The 14,262-nt window shown below is 66.1% G+C and carries 13 protein-coding genes and 1 riboswitch; of the genes, 7 read left to right on the forward strand and 6 right to left on the reverse strand.

What is annotated here, in order from left to right:
• Positions 1-83 precede the first annotated feature (83 nt).
• Positions 84-2,768 carry a TIGR02302 family protein gene (locus tag EHH60_RS21145; protein ID WP_124161368.1) on the forward strand — a complete coding sequence of 895 codons (2,685 nt, stop codon included), beginning with the start codon at positions 84-86 and terminating at the stop codon, positions 2,766-2,768.
• Positions 2,769-3,042: 274 nt separating this feature from the next.
• On the opposite strand, the gene EHH60_RS21150 is transcribed toward EHH60_RS21145, so the two are convergent.
• On the reverse strand, positions 3,043-3,417 hold the full coding sequence (locus tag EHH60_RS21150) for a response regulator (RefSeq protein ID WP_074124247.1): 375 nt from the start codon (positions 3,415-3,417) through the stop codon (positions 3,043-3,045).
• A gap of 105 nt (positions 3,418-3,522) precedes the next feature.
• Positions 3,523-4,401 carry an MJ0042-type zinc finger domain-containing protein gene (locus EHH60_RS21155; protein WP_199751686.1) on the reverse strand — a complete coding sequence of 293 codons (879 nt, stop codon included), beginning with the start codon at positions 4,399-4,401 and terminating at the stop codon, positions 3,523-3,525.
• 197 nt (positions 4,402-4,598) lie between these two features.
• Here EHH60_RS21155 and ftsE point away from each other — a divergent pair, with 197 nt between their 5' ends.
• The 4 genes from ftsE (at position 4,599) to EHH60_RS21175 (ending at position 7,817) form a co-directional block, all read left to right on the forward strand.
• On the forward strand, positions 4,599-5,258 hold the full coding sequence (gene ftsE, locus EHH60_RS21160; RefSeq protein WP_028178893.1) for a cell division ATP-binding protein FtsE: 660 nt from the start codon (positions 4,599-4,601) through the stop codon (positions 5,256-5,258).
• Positions 5,251-6,219, forward strand: a complete 969-nt coding sequence (locus tag EHH60_RS21165; protein ID WP_124161370.1) for a cell division protein FtsX — start codon at positions 5,251-5,253, stop codon at positions 6,217-6,219. The genes ftsE and EHH60_RS21165 overlap by 8 nt, the downstream gene beginning before the upstream one ends.
• A gap of 108 nt (positions 6,220-6,327) precedes the next feature.
• The gene (locus EHH60_RS21170) at positions 6,328-7,032 is read left to right on the forward strand and encodes a YdcF family protein (protein ID WP_124161371.1); all 705 of its coding nucleotides are present in this window, start codon (positions 6,328-6,330) and stop codon (positions 7,030-7,032) included.
• A gap of 11 nt (positions 7,033-7,043) precedes the next feature.
• Positions 7,044-7,817, forward strand: a complete 774-nt coding sequence (locus EHH60_RS21175) for a lysophospholipid acyltransferase family protein (protein WP_124161372.1) — start codon at positions 7,044-7,046, stop codon at positions 7,815-7,817.
• Here EHH60_RS21175 and EHH60_RS21180 read toward each other — a convergent pair.
• Positions 7,814-8,425: a gamma-glutamylcyclotransferase gene (locus EHH60_RS21180; RefSeq protein WP_199751696.1), complete on the reverse strand. Its 612-nt coding sequence runs from the start codon at positions 8,423-8,425 to the stop codon at positions 7,814-7,816. The two genes, EHH60_RS21175 and EHH60_RS21180, sit on opposite strands and share 4 nt — an antisense overlap.
• Before the next feature lie 110 nt (positions 8,426-8,535).
• Here EHH60_RS21180 and EHH60_RS21185 point away from each other — a divergent pair, with 110 nt between their 5' ends.
• A complete protein-coding gene (locus EHH60_RS21185; RefSeq protein WP_124161373.1) occupies positions 8,536-9,720 on the forward strand; it encodes a DUF2125 domain-containing protein in 1,185 nt (394 codons plus the stop codon).
• Between the two features lie 110 nt (positions 9,721-9,830).
• Here the strand turns inward: EHH60_RS21185 and EHH60_RS21190 are convergent, their stop codons facing one another.
• The 3 genes from EHH60_RS21190 to EHH60_RS21200 are packed head-to-tail and all read right to left on the reverse strand — an operon-like array spanning position 9,831 to position 12,738.
• Complete coding sequence (locus EHH60_RS21190; protein WP_124161374.1) at positions 9,831-10,766, reverse strand: prephenate/arogenate dehydrogenase family protein; 936 nt, start codon at positions 10,764-10,766, stop codon at positions 9,831-9,833.
• Positions 10,763-11,860: a histidinol-phosphate transaminase gene (hisC, locus tag EHH60_RS21195; protein ID WP_124161375.1), complete on the reverse strand. Its 1,098-nt coding sequence runs from the start codon at positions 11,858-11,860 to the stop codon at positions 10,763-10,765. Before hisC ends, EHH60_RS21190 begins: the two co-directional genes overlap by 4 nt.
• A 29-nt stretch (positions 11,861-11,889) precedes the next feature.
• Positions 11,890-12,738 (reverse strand): chorismate mutase, encoded by an 849-nt coding sequence (locus EHH60_RS21200; RefSeq protein ID WP_124161376.1) that lies wholly within the window; start codon positions 12,736-12,738, stop codon positions 11,890-11,892.
• A gap of 155 nt (positions 12,739-12,893) precedes the next feature.
• A riboswitch (SAM riboswitch) is annotated at positions 12,894-12,973 on the forward strand.
• Positions 12,974-13,058: 85 nt separating this feature from the next.
• On the opposite strand from EHH60_RS21200, the gene metX reads away from it, so the two are divergent.
• Entirely contained in the window at positions 13,059-14,261 is a 1,203-nt protein-coding gene (gene metX / locus EHH60_RS21205) for a homoserine O-acetyltransferase MetX (protein ID WP_124161397.1), read from the forward strand.
• The last annotated feature ends 1 nt before the right edge of the window (position 14,262 follow it).

Raw genomic sequence — 14,262 nt, forward strand, 5'->3', positions numbered from 1 at the left:
AGGGGGTTCTCCCGTACAGGAACGGATGCCTCAGTGCTGCCGTTGTGATAGGCTCTTCTCTACCGGGCAACCTGGAGAGTTGATTGAACGGCGTCACCCCCGACCCGTCAGACCCGATCCGCGGCAGTGATGCGCTGTCGCGGCTGAAGCTGGCGCAGGCCCTCGATCGGGCTACTTATGCCATCGCGTGGGAACGTGCCTGGCCCAATGCGGCGCGCCTTCTGACCGTCGTCGGCCTGTTCCTGGTGGTGTCCTGGGCCGGTCTGTGGCTGGCACTGCCGTTCATCGCCCGGGCCATCGGTCTCGCCCTTTTCGCCGCGATCGCGGTCGCCGCCCTGTTCCCGTTGATTGGCTTCCGCTGGCCGACCCGCGCGGAAGCGCTGGTGCGGCTCGACCGTGGCTCCGGGATCCGTCACCGCCCGGCCACCACGCTCACGGACACGCTGACCTCGCAAGACCCGGTTGCGCAGGCGCTGTGGCAGGCGCAGCGCGAGCGGACGCTGGCGTCCATCAAGCGCATCCGCGCCGGTCTGCCGCACCCGCGGCTCGCGCTTCACGACCCCTGGGCGCTGCGTGCGCTGGTCATGGTGATGCTGGTTGCGACCTTCTTCGCCGCCGGTGACGAGCGTGCGATGCGGCTTGGCGCCGCCTTCGACTGGAACGGGGTCTTGGCGGCGAGCAATGTTCGGGTCGATGCCTGGGTCACGCCCCCGCTGTATACCGGCAAGCCTCCGGTCATCCTGTCGGCTGCCAACAAGGAAGCTGCAGCGTTGCCCGCCAGCGGCCCGCTCGCCGTCCCCGCCGGCTCGACCCTGATCGTGCGCTCCTCAGGCGGCAACCTGGATGTCGCCGTCTCCGGCGGCCTCAAGGAGGTTGCGCCCACCGAAGCCAGCCCCAAGGGGACCAACGAGAGGCATTTTGCCATCTCCGGCGACGGCACGGCGCATGTCCGCGCGCCTTCCGGCCAGCCACAATGGGCCTTTGCGGCAACACCGGACCATCCGCCGACGATCGCACTTGCCAAGGACCCGGAACGCCAGGCGCGCGGCGCGCTGCAGCTCTCCTACAGGATCGAGGACGATTACGGCGTCACCGGTGCCACGGCGAAGTTTGCTCCGCGATCGATCGGTGCCCGGGATGGCGCCAAGGACGACGCCAACGACGCCAAGGATGCGGCGAAGGCTGCTCCCGGCGATAAGGCTGCCGCCGGCGATGGCGACACCAGGACGGCGCCGCGTCCGCTGTTCCAGCCGCCGCAATTCCCGCTTGCGCTGCCGAATGCGCGGACCCGCAACGGCGTCGGACAGTCGGTGAAGGATCTCAGCGAGGATCCCTATGCCGGCGCCGAGGTCACGCTGACCCTCACGGCCAAGGACGAGGCCGGCAATGAGGCCACAAGCGAACCGTTCAACATGCGGCTGCCCGAACGGCTTTTCACCAAGCCGCTGGCACGTGCACTGATCGAGCAGCGCCGCATTCTCGCGCTCGACGCCAACAAGAATTCCGACGTGTATGCCGCGCTCGACGCGCTGATGATCGCGCCCGAGATGTTTACGCCGGAGCCCGGACAATATCTCGGCCTCCACAGCGTTGCCCGACAGCTCGAGGCCGCACGTACCGATGATGCCCTGCGCGAGGTCGTGGCAAGCCTATGGGCGTTAGCGGTGACGATCGAGGACGGCAAGATCTCCGATGTCGAGAAGGCATTGCGTGCGGCTCAGGATGCGTTGAAGCAGGCGCTGGAGCGCGGCGCGAGCGACGAAGAGATCAAGAAGCTCACGCAGGATCTGCGTCAGGCGCTGAACGATTTCATGCGCCAGCTCGCCGAGCAGTTCCGCAACAACAATGACCCGCAGCAGCTGGCGCGGCCGCTCGACCCGAACACCAAAGTTCTGCGCCAGCAGGATCTGCAGAACATGATCGACCGGATGGAGCGCCTGTCGCGCTCCGGCGACAAGGATGCCGCCAAACAATTGCTCGATCAGCTCCAGCAGATGCTGGAAGGCCTCCAGATGGCGCAGCCGGGGCAGTCCGGCGAGAGCGACATGGAGCAGGCGCTCAACGAGCTCGGCGACATGATCCGCAAGCAGCAGCAATTGCGCGACAAGACTTTCAAGCAGGGTCAGGATTCCCGGCGCGATCGCTCGCGCGGCAAGCAGCAGGGCGATCAGTCCATGTCGGAGCTGCAGGAGGACCAGCAGGGGCTGCGCGACCGTCTCAAGAAGCTGCAGGACGAGCTTGCCAAGCGCGGCCTCGGGCAGAAGGGAGAAAAGGGCCAGAAAGGCCAACAGGGACAGAAGGGCCAGCAAGGGGACCAGGGCCAGCCCGGCCAGAACGGCGATCAGGACGGTGATCAGGGCGATGACGGCAGTCTGGATGCTGCCGACGGTGCCATGGGCGATGCGGGATCAAAGCTCGGCGAGGGCAATGCCGACGGCGCCGTGGACTCGCAGGGCAAGGCGCTCGACGCGATGCGCAAGGGTGCGCAGAAGATGGCCGAGGCGATGCAGCAGGGCGATGGTGACGGCCAGGGCGACGGCCCCGGCCAGCGCGCCGGCCGTCAGCAGAGCGGTGGCAACCAGACCGACCCGCTGGGCCGTCCGCTGCATGGGCGCGAATATGGCGACGATTATACGGTCAAAATTCCCGGCGAGATCGACACCCAGCGTGTCCGCCGTATTCTCGAAGAGCTCCGTCGTCGTCTCGGCGATCCCTCGCGCCCGCAGATCGAGCTCGACTATATCGAGCGGCTGCTGAAGGAGTTTTGAGGCGATACCCGCTACGTCCTCGTCATTGCGAGCCACCGGGTCCGCGCGAACGCGCGGCCCGATGACAGGCTCCGCGAAGCAATCCAGAATTTTTCCGCCGAGGCATTCTGGATTGCTTCGTCGCAAGGACTCCTCGCAATGACGGAGTGTGTCGCGATAGCGCGCATCCTTCCCTTGTCCCGGACGCGCTGCAGCGTCCTTGCGCTGCTGCGCAGAGCCGAGACGAGGCGGTGCGCGCCAGTCCTTCGATGACGAAGCGGCTGTTGTTGGGACGCTAACCCTTCTTTGCCGCCAGCGCATCCGCCACGGCCGTGCGGATGTCGGCGACCGAGAAAGGCTTGGTCACGACGTCATGCACCAGCGCGTTCAGGTTCGAGGCGCGCTCGCGCTGGTCGGCAAAGCCGGTCATCAGCAAAATTGTCAGATCGGGGAAATCGCGCGCGGCGGACAGCGCCAGCGCGATGCCGTCCATGACCGGCATCTGGATGTCGGTGAGCAACAGGTCGAAGGCGCCGTCCTCACGGGTCAGGATCTCCAGCGCCTCGGCGCCGTCCTGGGCGGTGACGGTCTCGTGGCCGTCCATGGCGATGGCGCGCGCCACCAGCTGGCGCATCGAATCCTCGTCATCGGCGATCAGGATTTTCGGCATGAGACCAACCTTGTGATCAACCTTCCCTGCGGGACCTCGAGCATCATCCGGCAAAGTGCGAAGGGGTTTTCCGAACAGATCATGCTCCAATCATAGCCGGATCGGTCATACGCTGCCGCCGGCAATGTCGCGCCGGTTGAAGAAGCGAACGTCGATATTGCGGCCCTCCGGCGGCGGCGAGGCAAGACGCGAGCGGAAGAAGGCGCGCTCGCCGGGCCGCAGCACGGCCTGTTCCAGAACCGTATTCCAGGCGTAGATTTCAGCTCCCTGCGCGTCGCGCACGGCAAAGCGCAGCCGCGGGATGTCGAGCGGCTTCTTGCCCTCGCCGACGATCACGCCCTCGATCACCAGCACCTGCTTACCGTCCACTGTCTCGCTGGAGAGCTTGACGTCCTTGAAGGCGAGGCCCCGCAAGTTCACTTCGAGCCCCACCATCTTGTAGAACGCCGCCGTCTGGGGCAGCAGCCGCACCACGTCGCTGCGCCAGATCGTAAGTGCCAGCACCAGCGCGCCCATCGCAGCGCAGGCGATCGGCAGGCCAAAATAGGATCTGCGCGGAGCCGTGGTGGGGACCGGGCGGCTCACCCGCGCGCCGCGGCGGGGGAACAGACCGCGGAACCAGGACTGGTGCTGTGCGCCGGCGACTTCCTCTTCAGCCTGCCGGGCCGCCGCTGACCACTCGTCCTCGGTTTCGCGGGCCTGCTCATCCGGCCAGTCGCTCGCGATTGAGGGGCTGTCGACGACAGGCGCATCCGCGGCGCCGTCGTCATTGGCATAGGAGTTCCATTGCTCGGCGAGGTCGGACTGGTCGTCGCCGCGGCTGGCAGCCGCCATGGCCGGGACGGATGCCTCCTCGATGGCATCCTCCGCATGGGCGATCCAGGTCTCCTTGCAGCGGGAGCAGCGTACCGCCCGTCCGCTTGCCCCAAGGCTCGCGAGCTTGATGGCGTAGGATGTCATACAATGGGGGCAGACGATATGCATGGACGAGCCTTGATGCACGAACGAGGACGAACCTTGACGATCAGCCGGTCGCGGCGAACCGGGCGGCAGGGATTCTGCCAAACATGCTACAGGTCGACCGTTAACGAACCGGAAACCATAACGGCGGCAAAACCCGTTGATCGCGCAGGGCGGAGCGCCGCACTGCGACCCGCTTCCCCTCTCGAACGGAGCTGAGCTTGGTTCGGTTCGAAAATGTCGGATTGCGTTACGGTCTGGGGCCCGAGATCCTGCGCGATCTCAGTTTCCAGATCCCGGCGCATTCCTTCCAGTTTCTCACCGGGCCGTCCGGTGCCGGCAAGACTTCCCTGCTGCGCCTGTTGTTTCTGTCGCATCGGCCGACACGGGGCCTCGTCACTCTGTTCGGCCACGACATCTCGCAACTCGGCAAGGACGAGATTGCCGACCTGCGCAAGCGCATCGGCATCGTGCTCCAGGATTTCCGGCTGCTCGACCACATGACGACCTATGAGAATGTTGCGCTGCCTTTCCGCGTCATGGGGCGCAGCGAGTCGAGCTACCGCAAGGAGGTGATCGATCTGCTGCGCTGGGTCGGACTCGGCGACCGCATGGATGCGCTTCCGCCGATCCTGTCGGGCGGCGAGAAGCAGCGCGCGGCGATCGCGCGCGCCGTGATCTCGCGGCCGCAGCTGCTGCTCGCGGACGAGCCGACCGGCAGCGTCGACCCGACGCTCGGCCGGCGCCTGCTGCGGCTCTTCATCGAGCTCAATAAATCAGGCACCGCCGTCATCATCGCTACCCACGACATCGGCCTGATGGACCAGTATGAAGCACGACGGCTGGTGCTGCACCAGGGACGGCTGCACGTCTATGAGTAGGACCGACGAGCGCGGCGTGCTGGTCGACCTCGGACAGGAGCGTCCGCAGCTTCCGGCCAAGGCACGCAACATGTCGCCGATCGTGCCGCGCGCCTCGATCCACGGCAGAGCGCTGGTCGCCGTCGTCGCCATCATGAGCTTCCTCGCCTCGATGGCCACCGGCACGGTGCTGCTGGTGAGTGCCTCCGCCGCCGAATGGCAGTCGGACGTCGCGAGCGAGATCACCATCCAGGTTCGTCCGCAGGCCGGCCGTGATCTCGAGCGCGATACCGTGGCCGTGACGGAGGCGATGCGCGCGCAAGCCGGCATCGTCGAGGTCAGGCCGTTCACCAGGGAGGAGAGCGGTAAGCTGCTCGAGCCCTGGCTCGGCACCGGCCTGTCGATGGACGATCTGCCGGTGCCGCGCATGATCATCGCGCGCGTGCAGCCGGGCACGCCGCTCGATCTCGGCGCCTTGCGCGCGCGCGTGACGCAGGTCGCACCGGGCGCCAGCGTCGACGATCACCGCGCCTGGATCGAGCGCATGCGCTCGATGACCAACGCCATCGTGCTGGCCGGCCTCGGCATTCTCGCGCTCGTCATCATCGCCACGATCATCTCGGTTTCGTTCGCGACCCGCGGCGCCATGGCGGCGAACCGTCCGATCGTCGAGGTCCTGCATTTCGTCGGCGCCGGCGACCGCTACATCGCCAATCACTTCCTGCGTCATTTCCTCAGGCTCGGCCTGGAAGGCGGCGTGATCGGCGGCGGTGCCGCCATGCTGGTGTTCGGCTTCTCCGAGTCGATCGCAGGCTGGTTTTCCGGTACGCCCGTCGGCGACCAGTTTGCCGCGCTGCTCGGCACCTTCTCGCTACGGCCATCCGCCTACATCGTGCTCGCTGTCCAGGCCGTGCTGATCGGCGGCATCACCGCGGTGGCCTCGCGCCAGACGCTGTTTGCGACCTTGAATGATGTTGATTGAGTTGCTTTCTTCCTTCTCCCCTTACAAGGAGTGAGGGTGAAGAAACCGGACTCCACTTCGCCTTAAAACGTCTTAAAATCGCTTCAGGGAAGGGATTACCGACATCGCATGACCTCGCCGACCGACGATCGATCGCCGAAACTGCCGCGCGGCTGGCTGCGCGCGGCAATCGTGTCGGCGATCGCACTTGCCTTTGTCGGCGCGGCCGCAGGCTTCGTTGCGTTCCTGTCGCAATTGCGAGGCGCCGAGACGGTGCCCGACCGCAAGGCCGACGGCATCGTGGTGCTGACCGGAGGCTCCTCGCGGGTATCGGACGCGATGGAGCTGCTCGCTGCCGGCTACGGCAGGCGGCTCCTGATCTCCGGCGTGCATCCAACCTCGACGGCGAGCGACATCTCCCGGACCTTGCCGGAGAACCAGTCCTTCATGACTTGTTGCGTCGACCTCGACCGCACCGCGCTCTCGACCCGCGGCAACGCAGCGGAGGCGCGGCGCTGGGCCGAGGGGCGCAGGTTCAAATCCCTGATCGTGGTGACCTCCAACTATCACATGCCGCGTGCGCTGGTGGAATTTTCGCATGCGATGCCACAGACGACGCTGATCCCGTTCGCGGTGGTCGGCGAAAAATGGCGCGAGGAACCGTGGTGGACCTCCGGATCGACGCTGCGGCTGCTCATGTCGGAATATGTCAAGTACGTCGCGGCCGAGGTCAGGGTACGGCTGGAGGATTTCGGGATTGACCTTTGGCCCGAGATGTCGGAGCAGCCTGCAGGTCAGCGGCCGAAGCGGCCCGCCACCGCACAGGCCAATTGATCGGACTATCGATGTCTCTGATTTTTCTGCGCTCGCTCGTGTTCAACGTGCTGTTCTACGCCGTGCTGGTGGGCCTTGCGATCGTGGCGCTGCCGACCTTCGCATTGCCGCCCCGCGCCATGCTGACGGTGGCGGAATGGTGGGCCAAGGCAACGCTGTTCCTGATGCGCGTGGTCTGCAACATCAAGGTGGAATTCCGCGGTGTGGAGAAGATCCCGAAAGGACCGCTGCTGATTGTGGCAAAGCACCAGTCGTTCTGGGAGACGTTCGTGCTGCCGGGTTTCTTCGACCGGCCGATCTTCATCCTCAAGCGCCAGCTCATGCAGATCCCGGTGTTCGGTCAGTTCCTGGTCAAGACCGGGATGATCGCGATCGACCGCAATGCCGGCGTGAAAGCGCTGCTGGACATGACGCGGCGGGCGCGCGATGCGGTGCGCAGCGGCCGCCAGCTCGTGATCTTTCCGGAAGGCACGCGCCGCGCGCCGGGCGCGCCGCCCGACTACAAGACCGGCTTTGCGCAGATCTATTCGTCATGCGGCGTGCCATGCCTGCCGGTCGCCCTCAACTCCGGCCTGTTCTGGCCCCGCCGCACCTTCATGCGCTATCCCGGCACGCTGGTGGTGGAGTTTCTCGAACCGTTGCCGCCGGGCCTGCCGAAGGACGAGTTTCTCTCCCGCGTGCAAACCGCGATCGAGGATGCGACCGCCCGCCTCGTCGAAGCGGGGCGGAAAGAGCAGGAGCAGTTGATCGGCTCGGCGCCGAGCTACGCGCCGACCGGCGGCTAGCGGCTTTCTCGATCTTCGTCCCGATCCACAGCGTGGAGCGAATGCGCATCACCATGCAGCATCAATGCAAGCTGATGCAGCTGCGCGTCGCGAAAGCCTTCGGCCTCGATCGCCTTCACCGTCGCGGTCACGTAGTCGCGGTTGGCGCCGGACTGGCCGTGGCCCTGAACGACATGGCGGTGCTGCTCGGCGAGCGACAGCCGGCCGGCATATTGCCCATGGCCACGGTCGACGACGTAGGCGAGCGCCGAGACGCGCTGGCGCGCATCGTTCTCAAGCCACACCGAGCGCATCACTTCGCGATAGACCGACGTGACCTGCTCGCGTGCGCGCAAATAGGCGACGACGTCGGCGCGGTTCTTCTCGGCGACGCGGAAGGCGATGCCGCGGCAGGCGCCGCCGCGGTCGAGCCCGAGCACCAGGCCAGGCTTTTCCGGCGTGCCGCGATGCACGAACGAGTAGACGCAGAGCGCGCGATGCTCGCCGACCAGCCGGGCCGGGATGCGTTCCTCGAACTCGAAGCCCGGCCGCCACATCAGCGAGCCGTAGCCGAACACCCAGAGGTCGCCCTTGGCGGTGGTGACGGAAGGGACGGTGATTTCCGACATTTCGGGCACGGCTACCAGAACCATGCCCCGAAGCGAAGCGAATTCTCCGCCTTTCGTCGCAGGCCGTCCCCGCTTACATTTGCCAAAATCCGGGATCAAAGGGTCGCCGCATGTCCAATATGACCGTTGCCGCAGGCCGTCGCTCCCGTTGGGGCCTTTTCATCGCACCCGTTCTCGTCCTGATCCTCGCGGTCGCGTGGAGCGGTTTCTGGTTCTACGCGGCGTCGCAGGCCGAAATTGCCGCAGACGCCTGGCGGGCGCAGGAGGCCAAGTCCGGCCGCATCTATGATTGCGCCAAGCGCTCGATCGCGGGTTTCCCGTTCCGCTTCGAGGTCCAGTGCTCCGGCGCCAGCGTCGCCCTGGTGTCGCAGAACGCGAGCAGGACCCCGTTCACGGCGAAGCTCGACAACATCCTGGTCGTCGCCCAGGTCTACGATCCCAAGCGCATCATCGCGGAATTCTCCGCGCCCGCGACGCTGACCGACGGCGTCACGCAAAACACCTTCGTGGTGAACTGGAGCAAGGGCCGCGCCAGCGTGGCCGGCCTGCCGGCCGTGCCGGACCGCGCCTCCATCGTGTTCGACGATCCGGGCCTCAACCGTCTCGACGGCAGCGTGCAGGTGCCGCTTGCGCGCGCCAAGCAGGTCGAGCTGCACGGCCGCCTCGCTGATGGATCGCCAGCCGATCGTCCCGTCATCGAGACCGTGGTTCACGTCGCGCAGGGCAGCATCCAGGGCGTTCATCCCCTGCTCGCCGAGCCGTTCGAGGCGGACACGCGCGCAAAGGTCACCGGCCTCTCCGACCTCACGCCGAAGCCCTGGCCGCAGCGCTTTCGCGAGATCCAGGCTGCCGGCGGCCATATCGAGATCGTGCAGTCGCGGATCCAGCAGGGCGAGATGATCGCGGTTGCGGCCGGCACGCTCGGCCTTTCGGCCAATGGCCGGCTCGACGGCGAATTGCAGATGACGGTGACCGGCCTTGAGCGCGTGATCCCGGCGCTCGGCATCGAGAAGATGCTGGAGGAGGGCGTGCCGCAGGCAACGCTCGACCGCGTCGCGCCCGGCGTGAAGTCGCAGGACCTCAACAATTTGTTCGGCGCGCTCGACCGGGCCGTGCCCGGCCTCGGCAAGGTCATCAAGCAGAACGCCAATGCGGGCGTCGCCGCCGGCATCAATTCGATCGGCACCGAGAGCACGCTGGAAGGCAAGAAGGCGAGAAGCTTCCCGCTGAAGTTCGTCGATGGCGCCGTGCTGCTCGGCCCGGTCAAGGTCGGCCAGATCCCGCCGCTGTATTGAAGACTGTCATTCCGGGGCGATGCGTAGCATCGAACCCGGAATCCATTTCACTGTGCGCGGTGGCCCAATGGATTCCGGGCTCGCCCTTCGGGCACCCCGGAATGACAGGCTCACGGCTTCTTCAGCGCCGCATGCGGCCGGCCGAAATCCGGCGCGGCGGAATCCTGGCCGATCTCGACGATGCCGCGCCGGATGGCGCGGGTGCGGGTGAAGTGGTCGAACAGGGCTTCGCCGTCGCCGCGGCGGATCGCGCGGGTGAGTTTTGCGAGATCCTCGGTGAAGGTGCCCAGCATCTCCAGCACGGCTTCCTTGTTGGCGAGAAAGACGTCGCGCCACATCGTCGGATCGGACGCGGCGATACGGGTGAAATCGCGAAAACCGCCGGCGGAGAACTTGATCACCTCGGATTCCGTCACCTGCGCCAGTTCGTCGGCGGTGCCGACGATGGTATAGGCGATCAGATGCGGCAAATGGCTGGTGATCGCGAGCACGAGATCATGATGATCCGGCGTCATGACCTCGACCTTGGCGCCCATCGCCGCCCAGAACGCGCGCAGATGCTCCGTGGCCGCCGTGTCGGTGCCTTCCGGCGGCGTCAGGATGCACCAGCGGTTGATGAAGAGCTCGGCAAACCCCGAATCCGGGCCCGAATGCTCGGTGCCCGCGACCGGATGCGCCGGCACGAAATGAACGCCCTTCGGCAGATGCGGGGCCATGTCCCGGACCACCGCGCCCTTGACCGAGCCGACGTCGGAGATGATCGCACCCGGTTTCAGATGCGCGGCGATCTCCTGCGCCACGGCACCGCAGGCGCCGACGGGAATGCAGAGGATGACGAGATCGGCCTCCTTCACGGCCTCCGCATTGGTCGCCACGACCTGATCGACGATGCCGAGCTCGGCCACCCGCGCGCGTGTCTTCTCCGAGCGCGCGGTGGTGACGATCTCGCCGGCCAGGCCCTGGAGCTTCGCAGCGCGCGCGATCGAGCCGCCGATCAGGCCGAAGCCGATCAGCGCGACGCGCTGGAAGTGCGGATCGGCATTCATTTGCCGCCCATGAAGTCGCGCAAGGCCTCGATCACGAGACGGTTGGCCTCCTCGGTGCCGATGGTCATCCGCAGCGCATGCGGCAGGCCGTAATTCTTCAGCGCGCGCAGCACGAGACCCCGCTTGGTCAGGAAGGCGTCGGCGTCGTCAGCGGTCTTGCCCTTCTCGGCCGGGAAGTGGATCAGCACGAAATTGGCGACGCTCGGCGTCACCTTCAGGCCAAGCTTGCCGACCTCCTCGGTAAGCCGGTTGCGCCAGGTCTCGGTGAACTGCTTCGACATCGCCTGGTGCGCGGTGTCCTCGATCGCGGCGACCGCGGCGTACATCGCCGGCGTCGACACGTTGAAGGGACCGCGGATGCGGTTGACCGCGTCGATGACGTGCTCGGGGCCGAACATCCAGCCGATGCGCAGCGCAGCCAGGCCGTGGATCTTGGAGAACGTGTGCGTCACCACCGTGTTCTCGGTGGTGGCGACGAGCTCGATTCCCATCTCGTAATCGTTGCGCGAGACGTAATCGGAATAGGCGGCGTCGAGCACCAGCAGCACATGCGAGGGCAGGCCGGCGCGCAGCCGCTTGACCTCGTCGAACGGCAGATAGGTGCCGGTCGGGTTGTTGGGGTTGGCAAGCCAGACCAGTTTGGTCCGCGGCGTCACGGCCTTCAGGATGGCGTCGACATCGGCCGTGAGATTGGTCTCCTGCGCGACGACGTTCTTGGCACCGACCGCCATCGTCGCGATCGGGTAGACCAGGAAGCCGTGCGTGGTGGAGATCGCCTCGTCGCCGTGGCTGAGATAAGTGTGGGCGAGCAGATTGAGGATCTCGTCCGAACCGGCACCGCAGATGATGCGGTTGGGATCGAGCCCGAACGAGCGGCCGATCGCCTCGCGCAGCACGCGCGAGGTGCCTTCCGGATAGTCCTCCAGATGATCCGCCACGCGCTTGAACGCCTCGATCGCCTTGGGCGAGGGCCCGAACGGCGTCTCGTTGGCCGAGAGCTTGAACACCTTGCGGCCCGGCTCCGGCACCGGGCTCTTGCCGGGGGTGTAGGGCGCAATATCGAGAATGCCGGGATTCGGCACGGGGCGGGACATCTTCAACTCCGAAATGGCGGGCGCGCGATTTACGATTTCGCCCCGGTCGGGGGCACCGTATAGCGCGTTGCGTGGCTGCCGACGAGGGCCGTGGAGCGCACCGAGGCCCCCGCCTCGATCAGGGCAGCCCTAACTTTGTCGATGCTGGTCGCGCTGGTGACCGAGACCAGCAGCGCGGCGCCATCGAAGGCGGTATCGGGCACCGCCACGATCTCGGCGAGCGGCGACAGGGCGCGTGCGACCTCGGCGTTCCACCCGGAGACGCGGACGCTGAAGGTTTCGACCTCCGTCACCAAGGCGCTGTCGGCGACCCGCGAGATCGTAAACACCGGCAATGCGGCCGGATGGTCAGCGCGTTCGACGAACGGCAGCCGCGCGATGATTTTCGGCGCGCCATCGGCTTCGAGCTCAAGCCACCAGGGCGTGCGGCTCGACGTTGCCGAGACCAGCGCCAGGTCGCCCTTGGATTTCGCCGCTGCTTCGACCGCGGCCTGCGCGCTGAAATGCGCGACGTAGGGCACCGTGAAGCCGAAATGGAAGCGCGCGGAATCGCGCATCGCCGGCTCGCTCGCCGAGATATCGGCATGAACGGAGAACGGCGCCTGCACGTAAGTGAACGTCGCGATGATGACACGCCAGATGCTCTCGACCGTGTCGAGCGGCAGGATGCCGCGATGGCGCTGCACGAGGTGACGCATCATGTCGGCCTCGCGTGCCGGGCGGAACGCCGAGCCGACCTCCTGGGTCTGCTTCACTTGGATCAGGCGGTCGATAATATCGCCGCGCTGCATCAGGAGGCGATGCATGCCCTCGTCGATCGCGTCGATCTCCTTGCGCAGTTCTTGGAGCGATGGTGGCGCGGGCGGACGTTGGGACATATCTGGCTGCGATGGTTTCGAGGGGGATGTCCTGATTAGGCAGTCGGGGCGGCGAAAGCAAAGAGAAATGACGTGCTTTGCGGGCGACGTGACGAAGGCGAATTGGGCCGATCCGGGCCGTGACTTGACGAAAACCGCCCAAGACGGTAGGCTTTTGCCTGTTCCGTGGTCATTTGAGCCGGCCGGCTTGCAGCCACGTTAAAAAACTCGCTAAACAGGCCGGGGACGCTTCCGATCCCGGCCGAACCTATCGTTCAGGCCGGGTTTTTCATGGCCTGATTCCAGCGGCGGTCTGACGGCAGTCGCAAACGAGGTCGATGATGGTTGGCGTCAAGTCTGTACCCAGTCCTGCGATCAGCGCCGACGAACGGTCGCACGAGGTGGATCACCCGAGTTCGAAGGTCGCGCAGTTCGGCATCGAGCAGCCGCTGCGGCTCGATTGCGGCGTCGATCTCACCCCGTTCCAGATCGCCTACCAGACCTATGGCGAGCTCAACGCCGATCGCTCCAACGCCGTTCTGATCTGCCATGCGCTGACCGGCGATCAGCACGTCGCCAATGTGCATCCCGTCACCGGCAAGCCCGGCTGGTGGGAGACGCTGGTCGGCCCCGGCCGGCCCATCGATCCCAAGCACTACTTCATCATCTGCTCCAACGTGATCGGCGGCTGCATGGGCTCGACCGGGCCGGCGTCGATCAATCCCGCCACCGGCAAGGTCTGGGGCCTGGATTTCCCTGTTATCACCATCCCCGACATGGTGCGGGCGCAGGCGATGCTGATCGACCGGCTCGGCATCGACACGCTGTTTGCGGTCGTCGGCGGCTCGATGGGCGGCATGCAGGTGCTGCAATGGACCGCGGCCTATCCTGGCCGCGTGTTCTCCGCGCTGGCGATTGCCTGCGCGACGCGGCACTCGGCGCAGAACATCGCCTTCCACGAACTCGGGCGCCAGGCGGTGATGGCCGACCCCGATTGGCAGGGTGGCGGCTATGCCGATCACGGCATCCATCCGCACCGCGGGCTCGCGGTGGCGCGGATGGCGGCGCACATCACCTATCTCTCGGACGCGGCGCTGCATCGCAAGTTCGGCCGGCGTATGCAGGACCGCGAACTGCCGACCTTCTCGTTCGACGCGGATTTCCAGGTCGAAAGCTATCTGCGCTACCAGGGCTCGTCCTTCGTCGAACGCTTCGACGCCAACTCCTATCTCTATCTGACGCGTGCGATGGACTATTTCGACATCGCCGCCGACCATGGCGGCGCGCTGGCGAAGGCGTTTGCGGGTATCCAGACCCGCTTCTGCGTGGTCTCCTTCACCAGCGACTGGCTTTTCCCGACCTCGGAATCGCGCGCGCTGGTGCACGCGCTGAACGCCTCGAGCGCGCGGGTGTCGTTCGCCGAGATCGAGACCGATCGCGGCCACGACGCCTTCCTGCTCGACGTGCCCGAATTCTTCGACATCTCCCGCGCCTTCCTGCAATCGGCAGGCAAGGCCCGCGGGCTCACCCTCAAGGACCGCTAGC

Origin of the sequence: Bradyrhizobium sp. RP6 (assembly GCF_003837805.1) — a bacterium.
In the GTDB taxonomy this organism is placed as follows: domain Bacteria; phylum Pseudomonadota; class Alphaproteobacteria; order Rhizobiales; family Xanthobacteraceae; genus Bradyrhizobium.

Bases quoted from the DNA above. Each gene is read 5' to 3' on its own strand.
- EHH60_RS21150 (WP_074124247.1), bottom strand. From the start codon at position 3,417: ATGCCGAAAATCCTGATCGCCGATGACGAGGATTCGATGCGCCAGCTG.
- EHH60_RS21155 (WP_199751686.1), bottom strand. From the start codon at position 4,401: ATGCATATCGTCTGCCCCCATTGTATGACATCCTACGCCATCAAGCTC.
- EHH60_RS21165 (WP_124161370.1), top strand. From the start codon at position 5,251: ATGAGTAGGACCGACGAGCGCGGCGTGCTGGTCGACCTCGGACAGGAG.
- EHH60_RS21170 (WP_124161371.1), top strand. From the start codon at position 6,328: ATGACCTCGCCGACCGACGATCGATCGCCGAAACTGCCGCGCGGCTGG.
- EHH60_RS21175 (WP_124161372.1), top strand. From the start codon at position 7,044: ATGTCTCTGATTTTTCTGCGCTCGCTCGTGTTCAACGTGCTGTTCTAC.
- EHH60_RS21180 (WP_199751696.1), bottom strand. From the start codon at position 8,425: ATGTCGGAAATCACCGTCCCTTCCGTCACCACCGCCAAGGGCGACCTC.
- EHH60_RS21185 (WP_124161373.1), top strand. From the start codon at position 8,536: ATGTCCAATATGACCGTTGCCGCAGGCCGTCGCTCCCGTTGGGGCCTT.
- EHH60_RS21190 (WP_124161374.1), bottom strand. From the start codon at position 10,766: ATGAATGCCGATCCGCACTTCCAGCGCGTCGCGCTGATCGGCTTCGGC.
- hisC (WP_124161375.1), bottom strand. From the start codon at position 11,860: ATGTCCCGCCCCGTGCCGAATCCCGGCATTCTCGATATTGCGCCCTAC.
- EHH60_RS21200 (WP_124161376.1), bottom strand. From the start codon at position 12,738: ATGTCCCAACGTCCGCCCGCGCCACCATCGCTCCAAGAACTGCGCAAG.
- metX (WP_124161397.1), top strand. From the start codon at position 13,059: ATGGTTGGCGTCAAGTCTGTACCCAGTCCTGCGATCAGCGCCGACGAA.